This window comes from Streptomyces sp. NPDC002671 (genome assembly GCF_053592475.1).
In genome coordinates this window covers 46,085-69,355 of sequence record NZ_JBSFVU010000018.1, presented here as the reverse complement: position 1 = coordinate 69,355, position 23,271 = coordinate 46,085, and the positions used below count along the sequence as shown (strand labels likewise).

The following is a 23,271-nucleotide window of genomic DNA, read 5'->3' as shown; positions in this document are numbered from 1 at the left end:
TCCCGTACCCCTCTCGCCACCCCATTCTGCGTGCTGTCCGACGACGACGAACCTATACAGCCGCCTGCCGGGCATCTCACTTGTTCGCCGCGGACTATTCTCAACTCTTCTGGAATTCCTGTCAGCTTGAATATGAATGCCAGTGGTTGAATTTAAGTGCCACACGGGATACTTACGACAGGGCTGCTTTACGTTGCCGCTCATCCCGCCTCGGGGTAGCGTGGGGGGCGACCGCCTATGAGCTATTGGTCGCGATGTCGATACGCGCATCATCTCGCGCGCGACAGCACCAGGAGGAATCCATGGGCAGAGTTCTCTTTGTGGTCACCGGCGCAAGCTACTGGACCCTGCGGGACGGCCACCGGCATCCAACGGGGTACTGGGCCGAGGAGTTCGCCGCCCCTTACAGCGCGTTCAAGGAGGCCGGCCACCAGATCACCGTGGCAACACCGGGCGGCGTCATCCCTGTCGTGGACACGATGAGCCTCCAGCCCCGCATGACCGGCGGCGAGGAGAACATGCTCGCGCTGACAGCTGTCCTCGAAGAAGCCGAGGAACTGCGTCATCCGGTCGTCCTCAAGGACGTGAAGCTCGAGGATTTCGACGCCGTCTACTACCCCGGCGGGCACGGACCGATGGAGGATCTCGCGGTCGATGCCGATTCCGGGATCTTCCTGCGCAGGGCACTCGCTTCCGGTAAGCCACTGGGCATCGTCTGTCACGCTCCGGCCGCGCTGCTTGCCACGCGCGACGAATACGGCAACACACCTTTCGCGGGGTACCGTGTGGCCGGCTTCTGCAACGAGGAGGAAGCGGGAGTCGGGTTCGCCGATAAGGCGAAGTGGTTGCTCGAAGACGAGCTGAAGAAGCTTCCCACGGACTACTCACGTGGGCCCGCCTGGGAGCCGTACACAATTGTGGACCGCAACCTGTACACAGGGCAGAATCCCGCGTCATCCGGCCCTCTCGCGCAGGAGATGCTGAAATCGCTTTAGTGATCACATGCTGTTCGACGGTCGCGGGCCCCACGGGGGTGACAGGCCATCGGCCGTCCTGATGTTCCGTACGACGAACCGGGGTGACCCGGCGAAGACCAGCAGTACCGGACGCGTAGTGCACCGTGGCGGTCCGGCAGGGAGCCCGGTGGTGGCGTGGGTGCGCGAGCAGGACCCGGGTCTCTCGGCATTGCGGCGTGCACTTCGCGTCGCGATCATCACGCCTTCGCTGTTTGCACTGACATTCCTCGTCATCGGGAATCCGGTCATGGCGGTCTTCGCGGCCTTCAGCCCGATGGTGGATGCTGTTCGTGGACTTCAGTGGCCCGATACGGGAACGGGTGGCTCAACAGCTCAGTCTGGTCCTGGTCTCCACTGTGTTGCTGTGCCTCGGGAGCCTGGCCGGCCAGTTGGTCTGGCTCGCAGGTGTAGCCACGTTCCTGGTCGCGTTCGCCGTGCTGTTCTCCGGTGTCATCAGCTCCGCCCTCGCCAGCGCGGGAACATCACTGCTGATCAGTTTCGTGCTTCCCGCCACACTCATCGGGCCGGTGAGTTCGATCCCCTTCCGAATAGCCAGTTGGTCCCTCGGAGGAGCGGCAACCATCACTGCGGTCGGCGTCATGTGGCCGCGTCCAGTCAGCGAACCCCTACGCACCTCCCTCGCCGGTGCCTGCGCCGTGATGGCCAAGCACCTGCGTGCCGAAACCGACTGCGTCCGTGCGTCCATCCCGAGCACCGCGGCGCTCGATGCGGCAGCACAGGAGACGGGTAACGCCGCCGCCGCCCTTCGGAAGGCCTTCTACGCGACCCCGTACCGTCCCACCGGGGTGTCCACGACGGCCCGGGCACTGGTTCGATTGGTCGACCAGGTCTTCTGGCTCGGCAACGTCCTGCAACAGGCCCAGCCGAAGAAACATGACCCTATGAGCTGGTCAGTCGTGTGCGACGTCGAGTTCGCGGCCGCAGCCGTCCTTGAGCACGCAGCGTCACTCCTGCAGTCCGGCACGAGCCCGCCTCGCGGCCTGGCCTCTGACATCGGTCGGCTGGAAGCATCGGGAGCACGACTCGAGGAGGTGCTGACCGGCTCTCTCCCCGAAAGCCTGGCGGCGAAGTCGGCCCAGGCCTCGACCGGGACAGTGCCTGACACGGCGTCTGAGCCGGTCACAGCGTTGATCGCTTCGCTGGAGCCCGGTTTCCGCGTCAAAAGAATCAGCTTCATTACGGCGGCAATCGCCGGGGACATCGAGCTCGCCGTGGCAGCACAGCAACGCATGTGGTGGCAGCAGTTGCTCGGACAACAGCCTGTGAACACGGCCCCCGCCTTGTCATCGGCACGTGATCGCCTCGCGGCACACCTCAACCGCAACTCCGTATGGCTGCACAACAGCCTGCGAGGCGCTGCCGCTCTCAGCCTCGCTGTGGTCCTCGCCCAGCTCAGCGGCCTGGGCCATTCATTCTGGGTCGTCTTCGGCACCTTGGCCGTACTGCGCTCCAATGCCGTGAACACAGGTCAGACCGTCGGTCGCGCACTGCTGGGAACCATCATCGGCTTCGCCATCGGTGTGGCTGTCATCCTTGCGCTCGGCGCCCATCCCGTCGCCTTGTGGGTGGTACTCCCGTTCGCGATCGTGCTGATAGGGCTTGAACCATCCATCACCTCCTTCACGGCCGGGCAGGCCGGCTTCACCGTGGTCCTGCTGATCCTCTTCAGCATCATCGACCCCGTTGGGTGGGAGGTCGGACTGATCCGGATCGAGGACATGACGCTCGGATGCGCGGTGAGCCTCGTCGTGGGGGTCCTGTTCTGGCCGCGGGGCGCAGGCTCCGCCTTGGGCCAGGCGCTGTGCGAAGCATTCCAGGACGCAGCCCGGTACCTACGTAGCACCGTCACCTCCGGGCTGATGAAATGCGACGGCTGGGTGGAGCCCTCAGCGTCCTCGGGTGAGGACAGGTGGTTGGCCTCGGCCTCCGCTCGGCGACTCGACGACGCCTTCCGCGGATACCTGGCAGAGCGCGGTACCAAGCGGCTCGCGCTGCCCGAGGTGAGCTGCTTGGTCAACACGGTCTCCGCCCTGCGGCTGACCGGAGATGCCGTAGCCGACCTGTGGTCGCGCGCGGGACATCAGCCCCGAGGGGATCGAGCCGCCGCCTGTGTCGCGACCCTGGGCGCCTGCGTGCCGATCGTGGCCTGGTTCGAGACATCCGGCCGCGCACTGGCAGGCCGTGCGGCCTCTCCTCGCACAGTGAGTCCACCGGCGGTGAACGATGCATTCAAGGAGGCCCTGCACCGTGATCTGAGCGCAGACGGAGGCGGGTATGAGGCTTCCGCGGCGGTGAGGGTGATTTGGACAGCAGACCACCTCGACACGCTGCGACTCCTGCAGAGGGAGATCATCGGTTCTGTGCGGGAGGCCGCCGCTGTCGGCAGGCCGCGGGCGAGTCAGAGCCGGCGTCCATGACGCGGTCACATTCATCATCGGCCTGCCCCGGGGTTCTGCGGGGTGAGCGATCGGCTTCCGGGCCGACGCCCTCGTCGTGGCCGACGACGCTCCAACGTGCCGCAACTTGGGCCGGCGCACTTGCATGCCTGCTCGCGCTCCGGTCCCGGAGGGTGCAGTGCGACGGGCTTCGGTGAAGCGACGGTCGGAGAATTTCGGCTGCCTTAGGCGTCTTGGCCGATCCAGACGGTTTTGGCGTTCATGAACTCGCGCATGCCACATGCTGCAGCCATCCCGCCGCCCGCTCCTCGACGCTCGTCAACCGGTACGAGGCGGCTGCGGTCGCCGCCCGGGCAAGCTGCCCTCCAGTTCCTCGGGAGTCAGTTCGTCGAACCTCTCGAGGACCTCACCTGTCACAGGACTCGTCATTGTGATAGCCATAAATCAAACGGTATGACTCAAGCACGGCATCGGATGCGCGGCAAGCGCAGACACGCGAAGATGGTATACAGCGGAACGCGGACCATCACGACTTCCACGTCGTAGGCCCCTTTCGGGTTCACGGAGCCGACCGCACACGTCAATCGTGGCGGCTGTGGCCGACGCCTTCCGCACGATCCTCACGGTTCCAAGCCACCGAAAAGGCGAAGTTCACGTTCTACGCCGGGGAAGTGGAAGCACATGACCGCATTGGGAATCCTCAAATCAGGCAAGGGCAGACTGGCCCTCGGAGTGGCGCTCCTCTCCGCCCTCACCGTGGTGCCGGCCCAGGCCACAGACGATCCCGGCAAAGCCCCGCAGGGCCAGAAGCCGACCATAGTGCTCCTGCACGGAGCATTCGCCGACGGCTCCAGCTGGAACGCAGTGGTGCAGCGCCTGCAGCACGACGGCTACCACGTCATCGCCCCACCCAACACCCTGCGCGGCATACCCCAGGACTCGACCTACCTGAACAGCCTCCTGAAGACCATCAAGGGACCGATCGTCCTCGTCGGACACTCCTACGCCGGCGAAGTGATCTCACAGGCGGCCGCCGGCCTCGACAACGTCAAGGCACTCGTGTACATCAACGCGATCATGCCGGACAAGGGAGAGTCCTTCGCCAGCCTCTCCAGCAAGTTCCCGGCAGCCCCGCTCGCCAAGGCGCTGACACAGGTCCCGTTCCGCAACGGCGACGGCACCACCGGCACCGACGTGTACATCCAACCCGGCAAAGTCCACGCCACCTTCGCCCAGGACCTCTCCCAGCAGCAGGCCTCCATCATCGCCTCGACACAGCGCCCGATCGCACTGTCGGCCTTCACCGACCAACTCACCGAAGCAGCCTGGCGAGACAAGCCCGTCTACGTGCTCGTCGGCAAACAGGACCGGGGCATCAACCCGAGCCTCGAACGATACGAGGCCAAACGCGCACACGCACGCAAGACAGTGGAGATCAACTCCTCACACGTGTCCCTGGTCTCCCACCCCCAAGCCGTCACAGATCTCATCCTCACCGCCGCCCACAACTCCGGCAACCAGTAGACGAACAGGCATGACCCGCCGCAGCCGCGGGTTGCGGTTCCACACCGCGGCTGCTGTCGGCAGAAAGCGTGACGAACCTCGTTCCTGAATCCTGAAGCGGTGGTCACAGAACGGCGGCGACGGCGAGTTCACCAAATGCTGCTGAGGTTCTCAATCGAGGTCGGTCCGGCCAGTCTGCTGAACTACTGAGCGGCCACTAGAATTTGGTCGAGCACTCATCAGCCCTACGAGGAGGGGCAACTCTGCGGCACGCGGGCTGAGATTTCGGCGATTTTCGCGGTCCGGGAATGCAAAAGGAAGAGTGCGACAGCGGCGATCGCTCGCATGTCGGCGACGCTCATCAGCTTCGTACTCTGCCTGGTTTACGTCGCGTTCTTGCCCTTTCAAACGTGGGGCCTCGCCCTGCTCGTGGGCTTGGGCGTCCTGGTGCCCGGGCTAAGGGCCTGCGGAGAATCAAGATGTTGCTTCGCGATCTGGGACTCGTTGGTGTGGTATGCGCATCCCTGACGAGACCCGCGACCAACTCACCGTGAAGTTCGCGGTGTTGTTCCCGCACCTGGATGAGCGGCAGCGGCGGCTGCTCATGGGGGCCGAGGCCCGGTTACTTGGACATGGCGGTATCCGGGCCGTCGCGCAGGCGGCTGCGGCGAGCGAAACCACGGTCCGCAAGGGTGTGTTTGAGTTGGAGACCGGTGAGGAGCCGCTGGGGCGGGTGCGGCGGCCGGGCGGGGGTCGCAAGCGGATCGCGGATATCGATCCGGGGCTGCGGCCCGCGCTGCTGGCGCTGGTCGAGCCGGACGAGCGAGGTGATCCGATGTCGCCGCTGCGGTGGACGGTGAAGTCGACCCGTGTTCTGGCGCGGGAGCTGACCCGGGCCGGGCACAAAGTCAGCGCCAACACCGTTGCCGAGTTGCTGGGGGAGGAAGGCTTCAGCCTCCAGGCGAACGCCAAGACGCTCGAGGGCGGCCAGCACGCGGACCGAGACGCCCAGTTCCGCTATCTCAACGAGCAGGCACGCAAGCACCGGGACGCCGGACAGCCGGTGATCAGCGTGGACACCAAGAAGAAGGAACTCGTCGGCCAGTTCAAGTCCAACGGCCGGCAGTGGCGGCCTGCCGGTGATCCGGCGCCGGTGAACGTCCACGACTTCGCCGACCCCCAGCTGGGCAAGGCCATCCCCTACGGCATCTACGACGTCACAGCGAACACCGGCTGGGTCAACGTCGGCACCGATCACGACACGGCCGCGTTCGCGGTGGAATCGATCCGCCGCTGGTGGCACGGCCAGGGCAAGGCCGCCTACCCGCAGGCGACACGGCTGCTGATCAGCGCCGATGCGGGCGGCTCCAATGGCTACCGGACCCGGGCCTGGAAACTCGAACTCGCCCGCCTCGCCGCCGAAACGGGGCTGACGATCACGGTCTGTTGCCTCCGGGCACATCGAAGTGGAACAAGATCGAGCACCGGCTCTTCTCGCACATCACCATGAACTGGCGCGGATGCCCGCTGACCAGCCACGAAGTCATCGTCCAGTCCATCGCCGCCACCACGACCCGCGCCGGCCTGCGCGTCATGGCCGAGCTGGACACCAACGCCTACCCGACCGGAGTCACCATCGGTGACGCGGATATGGCAGCCCTGCCGCTGACCCGCCACCCTTTCCACGGCGACTGGAACTATGCCCTGCACCCCCAGCCGGCCCCGCCTATCCCGGCACCCCGAGCCCCGCAGACACAGGCGCCGGAGTGGGACCCGGCCGTGCTGTCCGACCCCGCACTGACCGGAATGACCCCACACCAGCTGAACGATCTGACCCAGACCCTGCCCCCGGACGGTGACACCCGCCGAGGCCGCCCACCCCGGCTCGCCTTCCCCGACCAGGTCCTGGCCACCGTGCTCCACCTACGAGTCGCCCTCGCAGCGGAACCCCTCGCCGTGCTGTTCAACAGCAGCCGCACCGCCATGCACCGCACCCTGCTGAAGATCAGGAAACTGCTCAAGGCACACGGCATCGTCATCCCACCAGCCACCACCCCACCCACCGCTCTCGCAACTCTCCAGACCCGAGTCATCGCCCAAACCAACGACCCCAACAGCAAGATCAAGACGACGTGTTAATGATTCGCAGGCCCTTAGTGGGCGATGAACTCCCGGACCAGTTTTACGAAGTCGTCCGGCTTTTCGAAGAACGCGACGTGACCGGCGTCGATTTCGGCGTACGTGCTGCCCGGTATCGCCGCGTGCAGGGCCCGGCTGTGCTCCACGGGCACGGTGGCGTCCTGGGAGCATCCCACCACCAGTGTCGGCGCCTGGATTTGCGGCAGCAGGTGGCGGATGTCCACGCGTAGATCCAGGTCGACATGGCGCAGGGTGCCGGGTGTGGGCGGCATGTTGGGCACGAGCTTCTCGACCTCGTCGCGGCCGATGGTGTTGAGGAAGCCGCGACTGAAGCCGGTCATGGTGACGCTGCGGCCGAAGCTTTCGGCGTCCACCTGGCCGAGCCGCTGCCACAGGGTGAAGAGGTTCCTCATGTATTCGTCGGCGTCGGTGTGCGCCCAGCCGGCGACCGTGATCAGGCGCCGTACGAGATCGGGCCGGGTGGCTGCGACTGCGGCGACGACAGGTGCGCCCATGGAGAACCCCAGCAAGTCGACCGGGCCCGTCCCGGCATCCTCGATGACGGCGATGACCTGTTCGGCCAGGCCGTCGATGGTCAGCGGCGCGCCGTCGTCGGTGGTCTGCTCGGTGCCGGACAGGTCGGGTGTGATGACGGTGTGTCGATCGGCGAACACGGGCGCGATCTGGCCCCACGTCAGCTCGGCGCCCGCGGAGCCGGTGCCGTGCGCCAGGACGAGGGCCGGTCCGGTGCCTGTCACGTCGTAGTGCACCTGAGCGTTTCCTGCGGCGACTGTGGCCATGGTCATCTCTCCCCTGTGGATCGACGCGCCCATTTAGTTGCGGCGCGGAATTTCCGTGGTGCAACTATGTGCGTTCGATATTCCTCATGTCAACTATCCGCACCGCAAGTACTGCTGCTAGGCTCCAGCCATGCCCGCACCGGATCTCTTTGACGACGCCCGCTTCACTGCGATGGGGCTGCTCCTGGAAGCCCACGACGGGCTGCTCGCCCGGCTGGCGCCCACCTTGGGCGGCCTGTCGGCGCTGGACTTCGACGTCCTGGTACGGCTGAGCCGTTCGCCCGGCCGGCGGCTGCGGCTCAGCGACCTGGCCGCCCAGACCTCCCTCTCGACCAGCGGCGTCACCCGCGTCGTCGACCGCCTGCAGCGCCGCGGTGAGGTCCGGCGCGAGGCCCGTCTCGACGACCGCCGCAGCACCTACGCGGTCCTGACCGCCGAGGGTGCAGACCTCCTCGAGCGGATCCTTCCCGGCCATCTCGACGCGATCGAGCACTGGTTCACCGGCCGGCTGACCGCAGAGCAACTCCACGCGCTGAACACCGCTCTGCGCATCGTCCGCGACGCCGTCCATCCGGACGCCGCCGCCCACTGAGCCGGCGCAAGGGGCGTCCGCGGCGGCTGCCGGTGGTCAACTGCTGGCAGGGCGAGATCGACACCGGCCATGGTCTCGAGCTGGCCCGCCGAAGTGCCGCCCAAGGCCCTGACCCTGGAGCGTTGGGGGAGGGGTTACCGGTCGGTTCCCGGGTCGGTCTGGAGCAGACCCGCGATGTCGCGGAGGCTGTGCTCGAACAGCGGCTCGGGATCGGTCAGGGCGAAGTCCAGGTGCCCGAACACCTCCATGGACACCATGCCGTACAGGCGGGACCAGGCGAGAAGGAAGACGTACAGGGCTTCCAGGGGTGGTTCGGAGCCGATGTGTTCCCGCATCTCCTCCAGCTGAGGGAGCCAGTCCGGGTCGAGGGCGCCGGGCTCTGGCAGCGGGAGGGTGCCCGCCCGCCAGAACTCCATCATGAGGCCGACGAAGACGCCGCCGAAGCGCCAACTGGCCGCATGGCAGGGGTCACCCGGGGCGCAGCCGGCGTCGGGCATCGGCTTGCTGAAGATGAGCGCGAACTCCGGCTTGTGGCGCAACGCCCAGTTCCGTAGTGCTCGTGCGGTGGCGGTGAAGCGTCCCCGCGGGGACTGCTCGGGTGCCCGGTCGCGGGCGTGCTCCAGGGCGGCGGCCAGCTCGTCGTAGAGGGAGGCCGTGAGGGCCTGGACCAGCTCGCGGTGGTCGGCGTAGTAGCGGTACAGCCCCGGCGCGGTCATTCCCATCTCGCGCGCGATGGCACGCAGGGAGACCGCGGCCGAGCCCTCGGTCACCAGCAACTGGCGGGCATGCCGAAGGATCTCGGATTTCGTTTCGGCGCGCTGGCGCTCCCGCGCCTCTTCGCGTTGCCGCGCCCGTAGCGCCGACGCCGGGGCGATGTCGCTGCTCACGGATGTCTCTCCTGCCCTACTGCGGCTCCGCCGACCGGCCCGCACTTGACAATGTTAACGCCGATCACCTCTAGTAAACGCCGTAAGCTAACGGCGTTTACGGAATCGGGGAGTCGCTGCCGTGAAGACCACGATCATCCTGACCTACACCTTCACCCCAGCCTGGCTGGCGCTTTCCCGTGAGGAGCGGAACGCGATGGTGGCAACCCACGTCCATCCCGTCTTCGCCAGGTACGCCGACCGCGTCTCGGCCCGTTTCTTCGACGCGGAGGCGTTCAACACCGCCTTCTCCGACTTCGCCCTGCTGGAGACCGAAGACCTCAAGGCGTACTACTTCCTCATCGAGGACTTGCGAGACTCGCCGCTCATCGCGCAGGGCTACCTGGTGATGAACGACGTCTTCCTGGGCGTCGAGGACGGGTTCCAGACGTTCGAGGCGCAGACCCGCGCAGACGGCGGTGAGGTGGCACATGCCTGACACGTCCGCAGGGGCCACAGTTACACGTCCATGCCCTGCGGAAGAGGCGCCGCCGTCCGGCAGACCCGCGGAGCGGCCCCGTACCTGGCCCCTCACCCTGCTCCGTACCACCTCGCTGCTGTTCCTGTTCGACACCCTGCTCCAGGCGGCCCTGGCCGGCTTGTTCATCACCGGTGACGTGCGCTTCCTCGACCTGCACGCGGCCAACGCGCAGGTGCTTGCCACGCTCGTCCTCGTCGAAGCCGTGGCCGCCCTGCTGGTGTGGCGTTCGATGACGGGACCGGCCTGGCCCTTCGCGCTCGCGGTCGGACTGGTCGTGCTCGTCGGCGCACAGATGGGGCTGGGCGCTGCCCGGATGCTGGGCGGCCATGTCCCCCTGGCCCTCGGCGTGTTCGGTGCCGGTGCGGTGCTGTCCTACTGGGCGTGCACGTACAAGTACGGGGAGAACGACCACAGGTGACGTCGCGTCGACGATTTCTGGGGCTCACAGCGGGCATCACGGCCGGCCTCGCCATACCCGCCGGAGCGGCGGCGTACGCCAAGTGGTCGGGCGAACGCACCGGAACGGTCCTCCCCAGCAGGATCCGGCGGCCCCGGCAGTTCGCGGTGCCGCTGCCCGTGCCGCCACATGCCCGCCCGTCCCGCACCACGGGCGGAACCGATCAGTACGACATCACCCAGCGCCGGGCGACCGCAGAGATCATCCCCGGGCTGAACACGAGCATCTGGGGCTATGACGGCATCTTCCCCGGCCCCACCTTCACCGCCCGCTCCGGCCGCAGGATGGAGGTACGGGTCCTCAACAAGCTGTCCGTGCCCACCTCCTTGCACCTGCACGGGGGCGTCACCCCGCCGCACTCCGACGGCTACCCGACCGATGTGCTGGTGCCCGCGCAGTGCGGTGCCGAGTTCAAGGCCCGGGGCATGACGCACGGCATGGAGGGCATGCGCGCCCCGGCGTCCGACTGGACCGTCTCGGAGGGCTGCAAAACCTACGAGTACCCGATGGACCAGCGGGCCGCGACGCTCTGGTACCACGACCACCGCATGGACTTCAGCGCCCCGCAGGTCTGGCGCGGCCTGGCCGGGATGTTCCTCGTCCACGACCAGGAGGAGGACGCCTTGCCGCTGCCCGGGGGAGAGCGGGACATCCCGCTGCTGATCTGCGACCGCTCCTTCGAGGAGGACGGCTCCTTCCGGTACCCCGGCCACTCGCCGGCCTGCACCGGTACCCCCGGAGTCGAGGACGCCTACATGGACGGCGTGCTCGGCGACGTCCAGCTGGTGAACGGCGCCCCGTGGCCCGCGGCCGAGGTCTCCGCGACCCGGCACCGGCTGCGGCTGCTCAACGCCTCCAACGCCCGCCGCTACCGCCTGATGCTGGAAAAGGAGCACGGTGGCACGCTGCCCTTCGTGCAGATCGGGGGCGACGGCGGTCTGCTCGCGGCTCCCCAGCCGCTGGCCGGCATCCCCATGGCGCCGGGGGAACGCTTCGACGTGGTAGTGGACTTCACCGGATGCCCGGTCGGCAGTTATGTCACCCTGGTCAACACCCTGGCGGACGGCCACATGCACCAGGTCATGCGCTTCCGCATCGCCCGTAAGGAGAAGGATCACAGCCACGTCCCCGCCCGCCTCTCCCGGTACGCCGCCCTGCACCCGGCGTCGGCCGTCGGCACCCGGCATTTCGATTTCCGCCGTTCCGACGACGCGTGGACCATCAATGGGCGCCCGTTCAGCACCTCGGAAGTGCTGGCCCGGCCGCGCCTGGGCACCGTCGAACGCTGGCGTTTCACCAGCGACTTCCACCATCCCGTGCATCTGCACCTGGCCCACTTCCAGGTCCTGTCGCGCGGCGGCCGGGCGCCCGAGCCCACCGACGCGGGCTGGAAGGACACGGTCGACGTCCGCCCTTACGAGGTCGTTGACGTACTGGTCCGGTTCCGTGGCTACCGCGGCCGGTACATGCTGCACTGCCACAACCTGGAGCACGAGGACATGGCGATGATGGCCAACTTCCAGGTGGTGTGAGGTGTGATCGCGCCCCCAGCACCGCAGCCGGAGCAGTGCATGTCGCACAAGGCCGAGCCGTGGGCTTCGGCGACGGTGTGCACGATCGCCAGGCCCAGCCCGGAGCCGGGCAGGCTGCGGGCTCTGTCGGCGCGGTAGAAGCGGTCGAAGACGCGGGGCAGCTCACTCGGCAGGTCCTCGGTGTTGCTGTATTGCTGGGCCACTTGTACGGCGCCCCGGCCGCGCCCAAGGGAGCGAGTACGGCACGCGGGAGTGGATCCGATGAACGAGAGCCCGACCTGCTCCGCCTGGTCTCCCGCCTTGCTCGCGACAAGGCGCTGCCCCGCCGCACCCGCTGGCTGCTGTGGATCCTGGCCGGCTATCTGGCCCTGCCCATCGACCTCGTACCCGACTTCATCCCGGTCCTCGGCTATGCCGACGACGCCATCGCCGTAGCCCTGGTGCTGCGCACCGTCATCCGGCAGTCCGGCACCGACGCCCTCGCACGGCACTGGCCGGGCACTCCCGACGGCCTGAACGCCGTATGCCGTCTCGCGGGAGCGCCCGCTGCCCCTCAGACGTAGGCGTGTCGCCCTCACCGCGCGGGACTCAGCCGCCGCGGCCCGCACGAGCCGTCGAACGCGGTCCCGCAGTCCGAGCTGCGAAGTGAGCGTCCGCCGCGGTACCCAGGCGTTCCCGGAGATTGCGCCCCTGGGCGCACCGGAGGCGGACGACGGCGTCGAGCCCACCGCCGGAGGCTGCCTCCAGGGTGACATCACCACCGCTGGCGCGAGTGAGTCGCTGGACCATCGGCAGGCCGAGACCCGTGCCGTCGTGGTCGGCATCGGCGGCCCGCCAGAACCGGTCGAAGGCTCTCTGCCGTTCTGCCGCGGTCATGCCGGGCCCTTGGTCGATCACATGCAGCTCGGCCATGGGCGCTGCGTGGTCGCCTTCCCCCGGGGATGTGATGACGGCCAGCGTGATGCCGGTTCCCGGCGGGGACACGCGCAGCGCGTTGGAGAGCAGATTGTCGATGATCTGCTCCAGTGCTCCTGGGACCGCCCACACGCGGACAGCTGCGGCTCCGGAGACGATGATGCCGACGTGTTGTTCGTCGGCGAAGGCTGTCCAGATGGCCGCGCGATCGGCGACGACGGCGTCGAGATCGACCGCCTCCGGCCTGATCGCGGAGTTCTCCAGCCTGGCGAGCGCGAGCAGTCCCTGCACCATACGGCTGAGCCGCTCCAGTTCGGCGAGTGCTTTGTCGAGACTGTCCTGGGCGCAGGGGGCAAGGTGCGGTTCGAAGTTCTCCAGGCGAAGGCGTAGTGAGGTCAGCGGAGTCTTGAGCTGGTGCGACACCTCGGAGGCGAACGCCTGCTGAGCTTGGAGCAAGTGCTGCAGCCGGGTCGCGGTCCTTGTGAACGACGCAGCCAGCCGACGCAATTCGGGGGGTCCGTGATCGGCGGCCGGCGGATCGGTGATCCCGCCTTCGGCGAGTTGGGCGGTGGCGCGTTCCAGGGCCCGGACGGGGCGAGTGATCGAGCGGGCGAGCGCGAAGCCGATCAGGGTGACGGCGGCCAGCACCCCCAGCCCGACGACGGCGAGAGCCAGCCAGATGGCGTGGACCTTTTCCTTGAACGGCGTGAGCGGATACACCGTCCGCACCACACAGGGGACGGTGGCGTCGGAGCCACCCGGAACGGTCACGAAGAGGACTTCGCCACCGGCAAAGAGGTCGCTCCGGGTACCGACGGCCGGGTGATCGCGCAGTGCAGCGGAGATGTCCGGCTCGGCAGACAGATCCTTGCCGACCGGAGCAAGGGCAGCGGTGTCGGTGAGGACCATGCCCTTCCGGCCGGCGACGAGCACCCGGCTGCCGGTTCGCTGCCCGTACGCGCGAGCCAGTTCGGGCAGGTCGGATGCCAGTCCATGCTCCATCTTGTCTTCGCAGACCTCGGCGAGCGTCATCGCCCCTTGCTGAGCGGCGTGGGAGAAGCGGGACAGCTCGCTGCGGGCGTAGAAAATACCGAACGGCACTTCGAGCGCGAGCAGGACGAGCAGTATGAGGCTCAGATAGCTGAGCAGAAGCCGACGCGTCATCGGGGCCCTCCGTCGCGCGCCGACCTTGACGCGGACGCGGCGTCGACGTGTGCCGGAGGGACGAGGCGGAAGCCGATTCCGCGGATGTTCTCGATCCAGGAGGAGTCACCGAGTTTGCGGCGCAGCGCGGCGATGTGGACGTCCAGGGTCTTGGTGGGGCCGAAGTAGTTCGGTTCCCATGCCGTGTCGAGAATCTGCCGACGAGAGCAGACGGCTCCGGGGTCTTCGGCGAGGCAGACGAGCAGGTCGAACTCTTTGGGCGCGAGGGCGATCGGTGACTGGTTCAGCCGTACCTGACGGGTGCGGCGGTCGATGGTCAGCGGGCCGATCCGCTGGACGTCGGGCGTCCCGCGCTGTGCCAGGCCGTCTGAGGGACCAGGCTCCTCTCGGTGCGTGGCCGGCACCTCGGGCCGGGCGCGGCGGGTGACCGCACGGATCCGGGCGACCAGCTCCCGCACGCCGAACGGCTTCGAGACATAGTCGTCCGCGCCCAGCTCCAGACCGAGAACCCGGTCCACCTCGTCATCTCTGGCAGTAATCATGATGATCGGTACCGAAGAGCGGGACCGGAGTGCACGGCAGACGTCGATGCCGTCCATGTCCGGCAGCCCGAGGTCCAACAGCACCATCGCCGCCTCCGGCGCGGCGAGGCCGTCGGCCCCCCTTCTGGCGTGTTCCACGGTGAACCCGAAGCGGCGCAGCCCCTCCATCAACGGCCCGGCAACCCGGTCGTCGTCCTCGATCAGCAAAACACGCATGCCGAAAGGCTCACAGACTTCGGCCGGAGCGGGTGGGGCAAACGCCGGAACCTCCCCCGAGCCGGTGATCTTTTCGCCACTCGTACGACGTAACCGCTGGACGCGATGTGATGACAACATCCAGCATGTCGCCAGCGTGGAGTAAGGAAAGAGTCAAGACCTCGAACACCGGGTGATTCCAGCGGTTCTCCGAGGCCGGCCCAGTTGAACGCAAGTTCTTTTCGGGGGCAGTGAGTTGGGACTCCCTGCGACGTTCAGCCATCCGAATCGCAGTCGAAAACTGATCCAGGGTCATCTCGCATCGACCGGAGCGCTTGCGACGGAATCAACTGAAGGGGAGGAAAGCGATTCGCTTTGTACGAGGACTTTCGGGATGCCTGTTGTATTCGCTCTGGTAATCCGCTTGATCGCCGTTCCGTAGCGTCTGTTGCGCATGGCCCGACTGTCATTCCTCTCCAGGTCAGGATGGTGACGATGTCCCAGACGCCCGTCGACGAGCTGCGCCGCACGCGCCCAGATCTGGTGGAGTCCTTCACGGCTGCACTCCCGGGAGCACGTGCAACCGTGCTGGGCCGGCTGTGGGGCGCATTCGTACGAGAACCTCTGCCCGGCCTCACCGGGCACCGCCGGGAGTCCGGCATCCTGGTGGTCCGGCTGCAACGGGGCGGCTCGCTCTCGGCGGCAGAGCCGTGCGCGCGGCCGTTCGCCGAGGTGCCCGACGACTTCGCCGTATCCGGGCCCGAGGGGCCGGTCAGGGGGCCGGCGGAGCTTCTGGCGCAGCTGGGCCTGCGTACCCCCGCGGCGCAGCGACTGGCGGTCGAGCTGGACAACAGTGTGGTCAACCTGGCCCTGGCCAGGGCCGCGAACGCAGGCCGGGCCGCCTCCCTGAACGACTCGGCGGATGCCGAGCAGGCAGTGGTCGACGGTCACCCGCAGCATCCCTGCTGCCGGACACGCACCGGCATGTCGATCGCCGACGTCCTCGCCTACGCTCCGGAGCACCATCCGGTCGTCCAGCTGGCGCTGCTCCGCGTCCCGGCCGATCGCTGGCAGGGGGCCGGCGTCTGGCCGCGGCAGCTGCGTGACGGCGACACGATCCTGGTCCCGCTGCACCCCTGGCAGCGGGACCACGTGCTCGCGCACCATCCCGACCTGGTCGTCGTGGAGGAGACGATCCCGGCCCGGCCGTTGCTGTCCTTGCGCACCCTGGCACCGCTGGGTGTCCTGCCGGGCTGCCACATCAAGACGGCGCTGGACGTCCAGGTCACGAACTACCGGCGCACCATTTCCCCGGCCGAGGTCGCCGACGGACCTCCTCTGTCCGACCTGGTCTCGGCCGTCATCGACAAGGCAGGGTTCGGCGGCAGCCTTCGCATCCTGCGTGAGCTGGGCGGCGGCGCGGTGTGTGTGGACGGGCAGCCTTCCGCGAGCCTGTCGGCCATGATCCGGGAGTCGACCGAGTGCTACCTGGACGCCGGGGAGATCGCGGTTCCGCTCACTGCCGTCCACGCGACGGGAGCCGCCGTGGCGTCGGGAGATCCGGTGCGCTGGCTGGCGGACTTCGCAGGGCTCGTCCTGCCGCCCGCACTGACGCTGCTGTCGATGGGGGTCGCCCTGGAGGCGCACGGCCAGAACACCCTGGTGGTGCTGCGAAACGGGCGGCCCGTGCGGGTGCTGTACCGGGATCTGGACGGGGTGCGGGTCAGCCCACGCCGCCTGGGCCGGTGCGGTTTCACGCTGCCGCCGCTGCTCGGCGCCCGCGCGGGAGACGACGTGGACGCGCTGCACACCAAGCTGTTCGGCGGTCTTATCAGCGGAGTCTTCAGCGAGCTGGTCGACGTCCTCGCGCGGGCGCAGGCGGCTGATCCCCGAGCGCTGTGGGGCGCGGTGGCCGAAGTCGGCCGCCGGGTGTGCCCCGGCCTGTCGCACCAGGAGGACGCGGCAGCGTTCTTCGGCGACACCATGCCGCTGAAGGCGACCATCGCCATGCGCCTCTCCGAGAGCCCGGACAAAGCGCAGTGGACGTCCGTTCCCAACCCCCTGGCGCTGTCCCGTTGAACGCCGTGCCGTCGCGCACGTCCGTCACGTCCCACCGGAGAGACCGTATGACCACCAACGCTGCCCCCAACACCGGCACCGCCACCACAACCGTCCTCGCATCGGCCGCCGAACCGGTGCACACAGCCGACACCGTCACCGCCCACACACTGCTCAACTGCCTGATCCGCGAGGTGTCCGCGCCCGAGCATCAGGTGACTGTCGACGGCGACCACCTCCTGCTACGTCTGCCCCGCCGGGGCATCCTGCTGCGTTCCCGGCTACGCCGCGTCTCGCTGGTCGGAGCGCACCGCTTCCAGGGCCCGGTGCAGCGGCTCGACAACGACGCCTGGGTGACCGTTGGTTGGAGGGAGCTGGCCGGTCACATCCAGGAAGAACTGGAACTGCGCACGGGTATCGCCAACGAAGAGTTCCTGAGCCAGGTGGCAGACAGTCGAGAGGCGATCCGCACCGCGCTGGAACAACGGGCGGGCACCATGCCGCACGCGGACCCGTACGTGGCGTCTGAGCAGTCCCTGGTGTTCGGCCATCGCTTCCACCCCACTCCGAAGGCCCGCACCGGCGACCCGGTGGACTGGCTGGCGTACGGCCCGGAGACCGGCGCACGCTTCCGCCTGCGCTACCTCGCCGTGCGCCGCCGTCTCGTGCGCGAGGAGGGCGAGCTGCACGAGATGGATGCGCTGCACCCGACGGCAGACCCGGGATTCGCGATACTGCCGGTGCACCCCTGGCAGTACCGGCTGCTGCAGGGCCACGACCGGCTCCGCGAGGCACTGGCTTCCGGCGATGTCGTCGACACCGGAGTGAGTGGACCGGAGCTGGTACCGACCGCATCGGTGCGAACCCTCTACCACCCCGACAGTGACACCTTCCTGAAGTTCAGTCTGAACGTTCGTCTCACCAACTGCGTTCGCAGACACGCCAGTTACGAACTCGCCGGCGCCGTCGCCCTCAACCGGCTGCTCCAGCCGGTCTTCGCCGAGCTCGCCGGCCGCTTCCCGGGATGCGCGCTCCTGGCCGAGCCCGGCTACCGCACACTCGACACCACCGGCGACACCGCCCTCCTGGAGGGCCTCGGTGTCATCGTCCGCTCCGGCCTGCGCCACCACCTGCGTCCCGGGGTGACCCCCCTGCTCGCCGCCGCGGTGGCGGACGAGTACCCCACCAGTACAGCCCACGTCTCCCACCTGCTCGCCTGCGGCGACGGGGACCTGCTTGCCTGGTGGGACACCTACCTACGGCTCCTGCTGCCACCGGTGCTGGCCGCCTACTTCGAGCACGGCGTCGTGCTGGAGCCTCACCTCCAGAACGTCGTTGTCGGTGTGAACGCCGACGGCACCCCGGCGCAGATGCTCTTCCGCGACCTGGAGGGCACCAAGCTCCTGCCCGGGCATCACCAGCGCACCCTCGGAGAGCTGCCCGAGAACGTCCGGGGCCCCCTCACCTACGATCCCGAACGCGGCTGGAACCGGGTCGCGTACTGCCTCCTGGTCAATCACATCGCCGAACTGCTCGGCGCCCTCGCCGACATCGAGCCGACGCTGGAACCCGCCCTCTGGGGCCTGGTCCGGGACCGCCTCGACGCCTACGCCCGCACCGCCGCCGAACCGCCACGCCTGCGCGCCCTGCTGTCCGGCGTACCGCTGCCCGCGAAGGCCAACCTCCTCCTGCGCTGGTCCCGCGAGGCCGACCGGCACGCCACTTACGTCCCTCTGCCCAGCCCGCTCGGCGCGGACTTCCCCCGCGAGGTGATCCGGTGAGTTCCGCAGTGCTCGACCATGTCGGCCGGATGACCGACGACGAGCTGCCCGCCTACGTATACGACCTGCCGGGCCTCCGCGAGCATGTGCACGCGATCCGGTCCGCACTGCCGGAAGGTGTCGAGCTGCTGTACGCGGCCAAGGCCAACGCCGATCCCCGGATTCTGCGGACCCTGGCCGGGCACGTCGACGGGTTCGAGGTGGCCTCCGGCGGCGAACTGAGCCACGTCCGCGCGTTCACTCCCGATGTGCCGATCGCCTTCGGAGGCCCCGGCAAGACGCAGACGGAGCTGGACCAGGCACTGGAAGCCGGAGTGGAGCGCCTGCACATCGAGAGCGCCCACGAACTGCGCCTCCTCACCGCCCTGCTGGGCGACCGGGCCGTCGACGCCCTGCTGCGCGTCAACCTGCCGGTCGACCTCGGCCAGGTCGCGCTCGCCATGGGCGGGCACCCCAGCCCCTTCGGTATGGATCCCGCGCAGCTGGACCGCTGTCTGGAGACGATCGCCTCCGCCCCGGGCATCCGACTGCGCGGCCTCCACTTCCACCTGGCCAGCGGACTGCAGGCCCCAGCCCAACTGGCCCTTGTCGAAAAGATCCTGGCCTGGGCCGAGGGCTGGGCTCAGCACCACGGCATCGACCTGGCCGAGGTCAACGTCGGAGGCGGGATGGGCGTCGACTACGGCCATCCGCAAAGGGTGTTCGACTGGCCCGCCTTCGGTGCCGGTCTGCGCCGGATCCTGGCCCGCCACCCTCACCTCACGCTGCGGATCGAACCCGGCCGCTCGGTCACCGCCTACTGCGGCTGGTACGTCACACAGGTCCTGGACATCAAGTTCAGCCGAGGGCAGGCGTTCGCCGTCCTGCGCGGAGGTACCCACCACCTTCGCACCCCGGCAGCAAAACAGCACGACCAGCCCTTCGAGGTGATCCCGCACGACATCTGGCTCCGGCCCTGGGAGCGCCCAGCGGCCCGTGACGAGCCGGTGACGCTGGTCGGACAGCTGTGCACGCCCAAGGACGTCCTGGCACGCCGCGTCATGGTCGAACGGCTGCGCGTCGGCGACCGGGTCGCCTTCGCCATGGCGGGCGCCTACGCCTGGAACATCTCCCACCACGCGTTCCTCATGCACCCCCACCCGGCCTTCCATCACCTCGACGAGGCGGAGGCATCCGTCCCGGGCACGTACGCCCATCAGCTGTCATGAGTGCGGGCTCCCGCATGCCGATGACGGCCGTACTCACTGTCGGGAACTTCCGCCGCTACCTGCTCGGACAGCTGACCTCCAACATCGGCACGTGGATGCAGCGTGCCGCCCAGGACCTGCTCGTCCTCCACATCACCGGCAACAGTGGCGGTGCGGTCGGCGTGGTGACCGCACTGCAGTTCCTGCCCCAGACCCTGTTCGGTCTGACCGGAGGCGTCCTGGCCGACCGGTACCCCAAGCGGCGGCTTCTGCTCCTGACTCAGACAGCCATGGGGTTGCAGTCACTCCTGCTCGGACTGCTGACCGTCACCGGGGCAGTGAACCTGCTGTCGGTCTACGCGCTGGCCTTCGCCCTGGGCACCGCCACCGCCGTGGACAGTCCCGCCCGTAACGCGTACATCTCCGAACTGGTCGCCCGCGAGCGCGTGGCCACCGCGGTCAGCCTGAACGCCGCCCAGTTCAACGTGGCCCGTGCCATCGGCCCCGCCCTCGCCGGCCTGACCGTCGCCGCCTTCGGCTTGGGCCCCGTATTCCTCGTGAACGCCGCCTCGTACCTGGCCGTCCTCTACGGCCTCATCACCCTTCGCACAGATGAGTCGGACAAGTCGGATGAGTCAGGCAACCACGGACAGTCCCGACCCGACCGTACCCGACTGCGCGACGCGTTCCACGACATCACCTCCACCCCAGAACTGCTCCTGCCGATCACCCTCATCGCCTTCGTCGGCACCTTCGGCCTCAACTTCCAGGTCACCATCTCACTCGTGGCCGTCACGGTCTTCCACACAGGCGCCGCCGCCTTCGGTTACCTCTCCGCCGCTTACGCCACGGGCAGCCTCATCGGCGCGATCCGCAGCGCGAGTTGTGGGAAACCCCCCACCGCGCGACGTCTGGTCACCACCTCGGTGGTCTTCGGGGGACTGGAGGCCGCACTGGGCCTGATGCCGGGCTACGGCACGTTCATGGCCCTGCTGATCCCTACCGGCTTCGCCGCAGCGGTCGTGACCAGCACCGCCAACGCGCTGACCCAGCTTCATGCCGGCCCACATGTGCGAGGCCGTGTCATGTCCGTCTACTTCCTCGTCCTCCTCGGCGGCACTCCCATCGGCGCCCCGCTGGTCGGCCTGGTGTCGGACGCCCTCGGCGCCCGATCCAGCCTGGTCCTCGCCGGGATCGTCTCGGCGTCCTCGGCGCTCGCTGTCTCCGCCTTCATCACAGGGCGAATCCGACGGCTCTCCCGGATCACGAGAGCTGCCTCGGTGACCGCATCCCCCCTCACGTCAGCCCAACCAGCAGGGAACCGGCCGACCGACCTCTGACACATGGGGGGCCGGAGCCCTACGCGTCGTCGCCCTCCAGCGCTGCCGACTCGAACGCGGCCAGCGCCATGGCCGCCCGCTCCAGTTCGGCACGCACCTGCCCACCGAGCGGCGCACCGAAGTAGTCGCGGGTCTCGATCTTCGCCGCCCAGGACCGGAACCGCTCCAGGTCGGCCTCCGATTCCTCCACCTCCGCGAAGACTGCCCGGCCGCGCCCTGACTCCATCTCCGGTTCGGAGAAGAAGGACGGAAGCCGCTCGAGCACCTCCGCGTACTCCTCGTCGACGGCGGCGGTCATCTCCTCGGCGAGTTTTCTGCGCTCGTCCTCGTCACCGACCTCGACGTGCACGACGCGCATCCGCCCACCGTCCCTGCGGACACGTTCCTGCAGTTCGGTCAGGGCATCGGAAACGGCAGGCCGGTCGGGCAACAGGCACACTGATTGCTGCAGATACAGCGCCCCGAGCCCTTTCAGCTTCCGCTACACCTGCATCCGCAAGGACGACGCCGCCCCGGCCGTCGTCACCGACATCAGCAGCCACCGCGTATCCACTTCGTCCACCACCACAGCGCGACCGTAACGGCTCCCGCTGCACGCCGCCCGGGCAGGGCGTCACCTGGTTGCAGCCAGCGACACTGCGCGAGGGCGCTCACTGCCGGCGCACCAGATCCGACATCATGGCAGGCGGCAGGGACGGGTTGGCTGCCGCTGCTTCCACTACCTGCCAGTCGGTGTCGGCGAGCAGTTCCACGATCACCGGTGGCGGGAGTGCCGGGTGGCCGGCGGCTAGGGGTCTCGCCTTTTTGTCCGCCAGGCAGACGAGCAGCGCCGAGGCCGTCGCCCCATGTTGCCGGGCAACCTCACGGAACACCTTTCGCACCGTTGGTTCGTGCCGGACCAGGTCCTCCAGCAGCGCCGGGGGCGCGTCCGGGTTGGCCGCCACGCTGGCCAGGACACGGACACCGTGTCGGTCGACCATGGCGCGCAACTGCGCTTCGGCGAGGTCGGGGTGTGGAGCGACAGCCTTGACCACTTTCGCGTCCGGGTCGTCGGCCAGCCGGTCGCGAATCTCGGGCGGCAGATCGCGTCGTTGGGCCACGAGCATTCGGACAGCCGGGTCCGGTGTCTTGGCCAGCTCTTCGACCTCGGCGGGAGAGCAGGCGGCGATACGGGGCAGAAGCGTGGTGCCGATCCTGGTGGTTCGGGCCAGGTGGGTGAGCACGTCGAGTGGCACGCGGGGATGGTGTGCAAGGCTGCGGCGCACGTCGGGGTCACGGTCGCCGGCCAGCGCACGGATCAGGGCATCGTCGATCGCGGGATTTTCGGCGAGGTCGGCGCAGACACCGGGAGTGGGGTCCGAGGCGAGCCGTGCGCACGCCTGCGCGGGCAGGTCCTGGCGAGCGGCGAGCGCCCAGCGCAACAGCATCGACGGATGGTCCGCGAAGCCGACGACGGCTTCGATGGGGGTGGCAGGGTTACGGAGAGCTGCCCTCCGCATGTCCTGGACGGTGGACTCGTGGGAGCCGTCGCAGCAGGCGCCCGGCGGCAGATCGCAGTCGAGCCGTGGGCACTGCCGATCGTGAACGAAGGGGGTCTCCTCGCGGTCACAGACCAGACAGCGTCGCGCCGGAGGCAGCCCTTCCCCGGTCACCAACGCTGCCAGTACTGCCGGGGGTGTCGCCTCGTTGCCCGCCACCGCGCGGCGGACCTCGGCGTGCGGATGCCCCGCGAGCCTCGCGGCCACGTCCGGCGTGGTCCACGACGCGAGCTCGGCGACGACATGTACGTCCGCGTCCGCCGCAAGCGTGTCCACCACGTCGGACGGGAGGCTGGGGCAGGCCGCCAGCTTCTCCCGGCGCTCACGAACCGGGTCCGCCACGAGGAGACGCGCCCACTCCGGGCGGCCGACACCTTGGTCGAGCAGGGCGAGGGCGGCGTCCGGCCAGACAGAGGGATCGATGTCAGCGGCGGTCAGCCGACCCTCGTACGCCAGCCGCACCGCGCTCTCATCGACGCGCTCGGCCAGTGCGACCGCCTGTGCACGACCGAGATCCGCGCGACAGGCGAGGTCCGCGGCGATATCGTCGTCCGCGATGGATATCAGCCGGTCGACGAGCTCGGACGGCAGGGCTGGATTGGCGGCAAGCCCGCACAGGATGTGATGCACAGAGCCATCCTGCCTGGAGCGTGAATGATGAGTTCGGATTTTCCTGGTGCCGACCTGT

General features: G+C 68.3%; 20 protein-coding genes and 1 pseudogene. 14 read left to right on the top strand and 7 right to left on the bottom strand.

The window, feature by feature from the left end:
* Positions 1 to 302 precede the first annotated feature (302 nt).
* From ACWD35_RS26585 to ACWD35_RS26565, 5 genes and pseudogenes are all read left to right on the top strand, one after another.
* Complete coding sequence (locus tag ACWD35_RS26585) at positions 303 to 995, top strand: type 1 glutamine amidotransferase domain-containing protein (RefSeq protein ID WP_451353801.1); 693 nt, start codon at positions 303 to 305, stop codon at positions 993 to 995.
* Between the two features lie 302 nt (positions 996 to 1,297).
* Positions 1,298 to 3,454 (top strand): FUSC family protein, encoded by a 2,157-nt coding sequence (locus ACWD35_RS26580; protein WP_451353800.1) that lies wholly within the window; start codon positions 1,298 to 1,300, stop codon positions 3,452 to 3,454.
* A 660-nt stretch (positions 3,455 to 4,114) separates the two neighbouring features.
* The gene (locus tag ACWD35_RS26575; protein WP_451353799.1) at positions 4,115 to 4,957 is read left to right on the top strand and encodes an alpha/beta fold hydrolase; all 843 of its coding nucleotides are present in this window, start codon (positions 4,115 to 4,117) and stop codon (positions 4,955 to 4,957) included.
* Between the two features lie 201 nt (positions 4,958 to 5,158).
* Positions 5,159 to 5,464 carry an aromatic acid exporter family protein gene (locus tag ACWD35_RS26570; RefSeq protein ID WP_451353927.1) on the top strand — a complete coding sequence of 102 codons (306 nt, stop codon included), beginning with the start codon at positions 5,159 to 5,161 and terminating at the stop codon, positions 5,462 to 5,464.
* Positions 5,451 to 7,075, top strand: a pseudogene (locus tag ACWD35_RS26565) (ISAzo13 family transposase). Before ACWD35_RS26570 ends, ACWD35_RS26565 begins: the two are co-directional and overlap by 14 nt.
* A gap of 14 nt (positions 7,076 to 7,089) precedes the next feature.
* On the opposite strand, the gene ACWD35_RS26560 reads toward ACWD35_RS26565, so the two are convergent.
* On the bottom strand, positions 7,090 to 7,875 hold the full coding sequence (locus ACWD35_RS26560) for an alpha/beta fold hydrolase (RefSeq protein ID WP_451353798.1): 786 nt from the start codon (positions 7,873 to 7,875) through the stop codon (positions 7,090 to 7,092).
* 130 nt (positions 7,876 to 8,005) lie between these two features.
* Here ACWD35_RS26560 and ACWD35_RS26555 point away from each other — a divergent pair, with 130 nt between their 5' ends.
* Complete coding sequence (locus tag ACWD35_RS26555; RefSeq protein WP_451353797.1) at positions 8,006 to 8,467, top strand: MarR family winged helix-turn-helix transcriptional regulator; 462 nt, start codon at positions 8,006 to 8,008, stop codon at positions 8,465 to 8,467.
* Between the two features lie 134 nt (positions 8,468 to 8,601).
* Here the strand turns inward: ACWD35_RS26555 and ACWD35_RS26550 are convergent, their stop codons facing one another.
* The gene (locus tag ACWD35_RS26550) at positions 8,602 to 9,354 is read right to left on the bottom strand and encodes a TetR/AcrR family transcriptional regulator (RefSeq protein ID WP_451353796.1); all 753 of its coding nucleotides are present in this window, start codon (positions 9,352 to 9,354) and stop codon (positions 8,602 to 8,604) included.
* Positions 9,355 to 9,475: 121 nt separating this feature from the next.
* On the opposite strand from ACWD35_RS26550, the gene ACWD35_RS26545 reads away from it, so the two are divergent.
* Genes ACWD35_RS26545 through ACWD35_RS26535 form a run of 3 tightly spaced genes read left to right on the top strand, consistent with a single transcriptional unit; the run spans position 9,476 to position 11,863 of the window.
* Positions 9,476 to 9,832: a darcynin family protein gene (locus ACWD35_RS26545; RefSeq protein WP_451353795.1), complete on the top strand. Its 357-nt coding sequence runs from the start codon at positions 9,476 to 9,478 to the stop codon at positions 9,830 to 9,832.
* Entirely contained in the window at positions 9,825 to 10,292 is a 468-nt protein-coding gene (locus tag ACWD35_RS26540) for a hypothetical protein (RefSeq protein WP_451353794.1), read from the top strand. The genes ACWD35_RS26545 and ACWD35_RS26540 overlap by 8 nt, the downstream gene beginning before the upstream one ends.
* The gene (locus tag ACWD35_RS26535) at positions 10,289 to 11,863 is read left to right on the top strand and encodes a multicopper oxidase family protein (protein WP_451353793.1); all 1,575 of its coding nucleotides are present in this window, start codon (positions 10,289 to 10,291) and stop codon (positions 11,861 to 11,863) included. The genes ACWD35_RS26540 and ACWD35_RS26535 overlap by 4 nt, the downstream gene beginning before the upstream one ends.
* Here ACWD35_RS26535 and ACWD35_RS26530 read toward each other — a convergent pair.
* Positions 11,782 to 12,024, bottom strand: a complete 243-nt coding sequence (locus ACWD35_RS26530) for an ATP-binding protein (RefSeq protein WP_451353926.1) — start codon at positions 12,022 to 12,024, stop codon at positions 11,782 to 11,784. The genes ACWD35_RS26535 and ACWD35_RS26530 overlap by 82 nt on opposite strands.
* Here ACWD35_RS26530 and ACWD35_RS26525 point away from each other — a divergent pair.
* Positions 11,923 to 12,426, top strand: coding sequence for a YkvA family protein (locus ACWD35_RS26525; RefSeq protein ID WP_451353792.1), 504 nt, complete (start codon positions 11,923 to 11,925; stop codon positions 12,424 to 12,426). The genes ACWD35_RS26530 and ACWD35_RS26525 overlap by 102 nt on opposite strands.
* A 25-nt stretch (positions 12,427 to 12,451) precedes the next feature.
* Here the strand turns inward: ACWD35_RS26525 and ACWD35_RS26520 are convergent, their stop codons facing one another.
* Positions 12,452 to 13,942 (bottom strand): sensor histidine kinase, encoded by a 1,491-nt coding sequence (locus ACWD35_RS26520; protein ID WP_451353791.1) that lies wholly within the window; start codon positions 13,940 to 13,942, stop codon positions 12,452 to 12,454.
* Positions 13,939 to 14,700 carry a response regulator transcription factor gene (locus ACWD35_RS26515; protein WP_451353790.1) on the bottom strand — a complete coding sequence of 254 codons (762 nt, stop codon included), beginning with the start codon at positions 14,698 to 14,700 and terminating at the stop codon, positions 13,939 to 13,941. Before ACWD35_RS26515 ends, ACWD35_RS26520 begins: the two co-directional genes overlap by 4 nt.
* Before the next feature lie 474 nt (positions 14,701 to 15,174).
* On the opposite strand from ACWD35_RS26515, the gene ACWD35_RS26510 reads away from it, so the two are divergent.
* The 4 genes from ACWD35_RS26510 to ACWD35_RS26495 are packed head-to-tail and all read left to right on the top strand — an operon-like array spanning position 15,175 to position 21,045.
* Positions 15,175 to 16,758 (top strand): IucA/IucC family protein, encoded by a 1,584-nt coding sequence (locus ACWD35_RS26510; RefSeq protein WP_451353789.1) that lies wholly within the window; start codon positions 15,175 to 15,177, stop codon positions 16,756 to 16,758.
* A 47-nt stretch (positions 16,759 to 16,805) separates the two neighbouring features.
* The gene (locus ACWD35_RS26505) at positions 16,806 to 18,518 is read left to right on the top strand and encodes an IucA/IucC family protein (RefSeq protein ID WP_451353788.1); all 1,713 of its coding nucleotides are present in this window, start codon (positions 16,806 to 16,808) and stop codon (positions 18,516 to 18,518) included.
* Positions 18,515 to 19,726 (top strand): type III PLP-dependent enzyme, encoded by a 1,212-nt coding sequence (locus ACWD35_RS26500; protein WP_451353787.1) that lies wholly within the window; start codon positions 18,515 to 18,517, stop codon positions 19,724 to 19,726. The genes ACWD35_RS26505 and ACWD35_RS26500 overlap by 4 nt, the downstream gene beginning before the upstream one ends.
* Positions 19,723 to 21,045: an MFS transporter gene (locus tag ACWD35_RS26495; RefSeq protein WP_451353786.1), complete on the top strand. Its 1,323-nt coding sequence runs from the start codon at positions 19,723 to 19,725 to the stop codon at positions 21,043 to 21,045. Before ACWD35_RS26500 ends, ACWD35_RS26495 begins: the two co-directional genes overlap by 4 nt.
* Before the next feature lie 19 nt (positions 21,046 to 21,064).
* Here ACWD35_RS26495 and ACWD35_RS26490 read toward each other — a convergent pair whose 3' ends face one another.
* The gene (locus ACWD35_RS26490; protein WP_451353925.1) at positions 21,065 to 21,520 is read right to left on the bottom strand and encodes a Chromate resistance protein ChrB; all 456 of its coding nucleotides are present in this window, start codon (positions 21,518 to 21,520) and stop codon (positions 21,065 to 21,067) included.
* A gap of 175 nt (positions 21,521 to 21,695) precedes the next feature.
* The gene (locus ACWD35_RS26485) at positions 21,696 to 23,213 is read right to left on the bottom strand and encodes a hypothetical protein (protein ID WP_451353924.1); all 1,518 of its coding nucleotides are present in this window, start codon (positions 23,211 to 23,213) and stop codon (positions 21,696 to 21,698) included.
* Between the last annotated feature and the right edge of the window lie 58 nt (positions 23,214 to 23,271).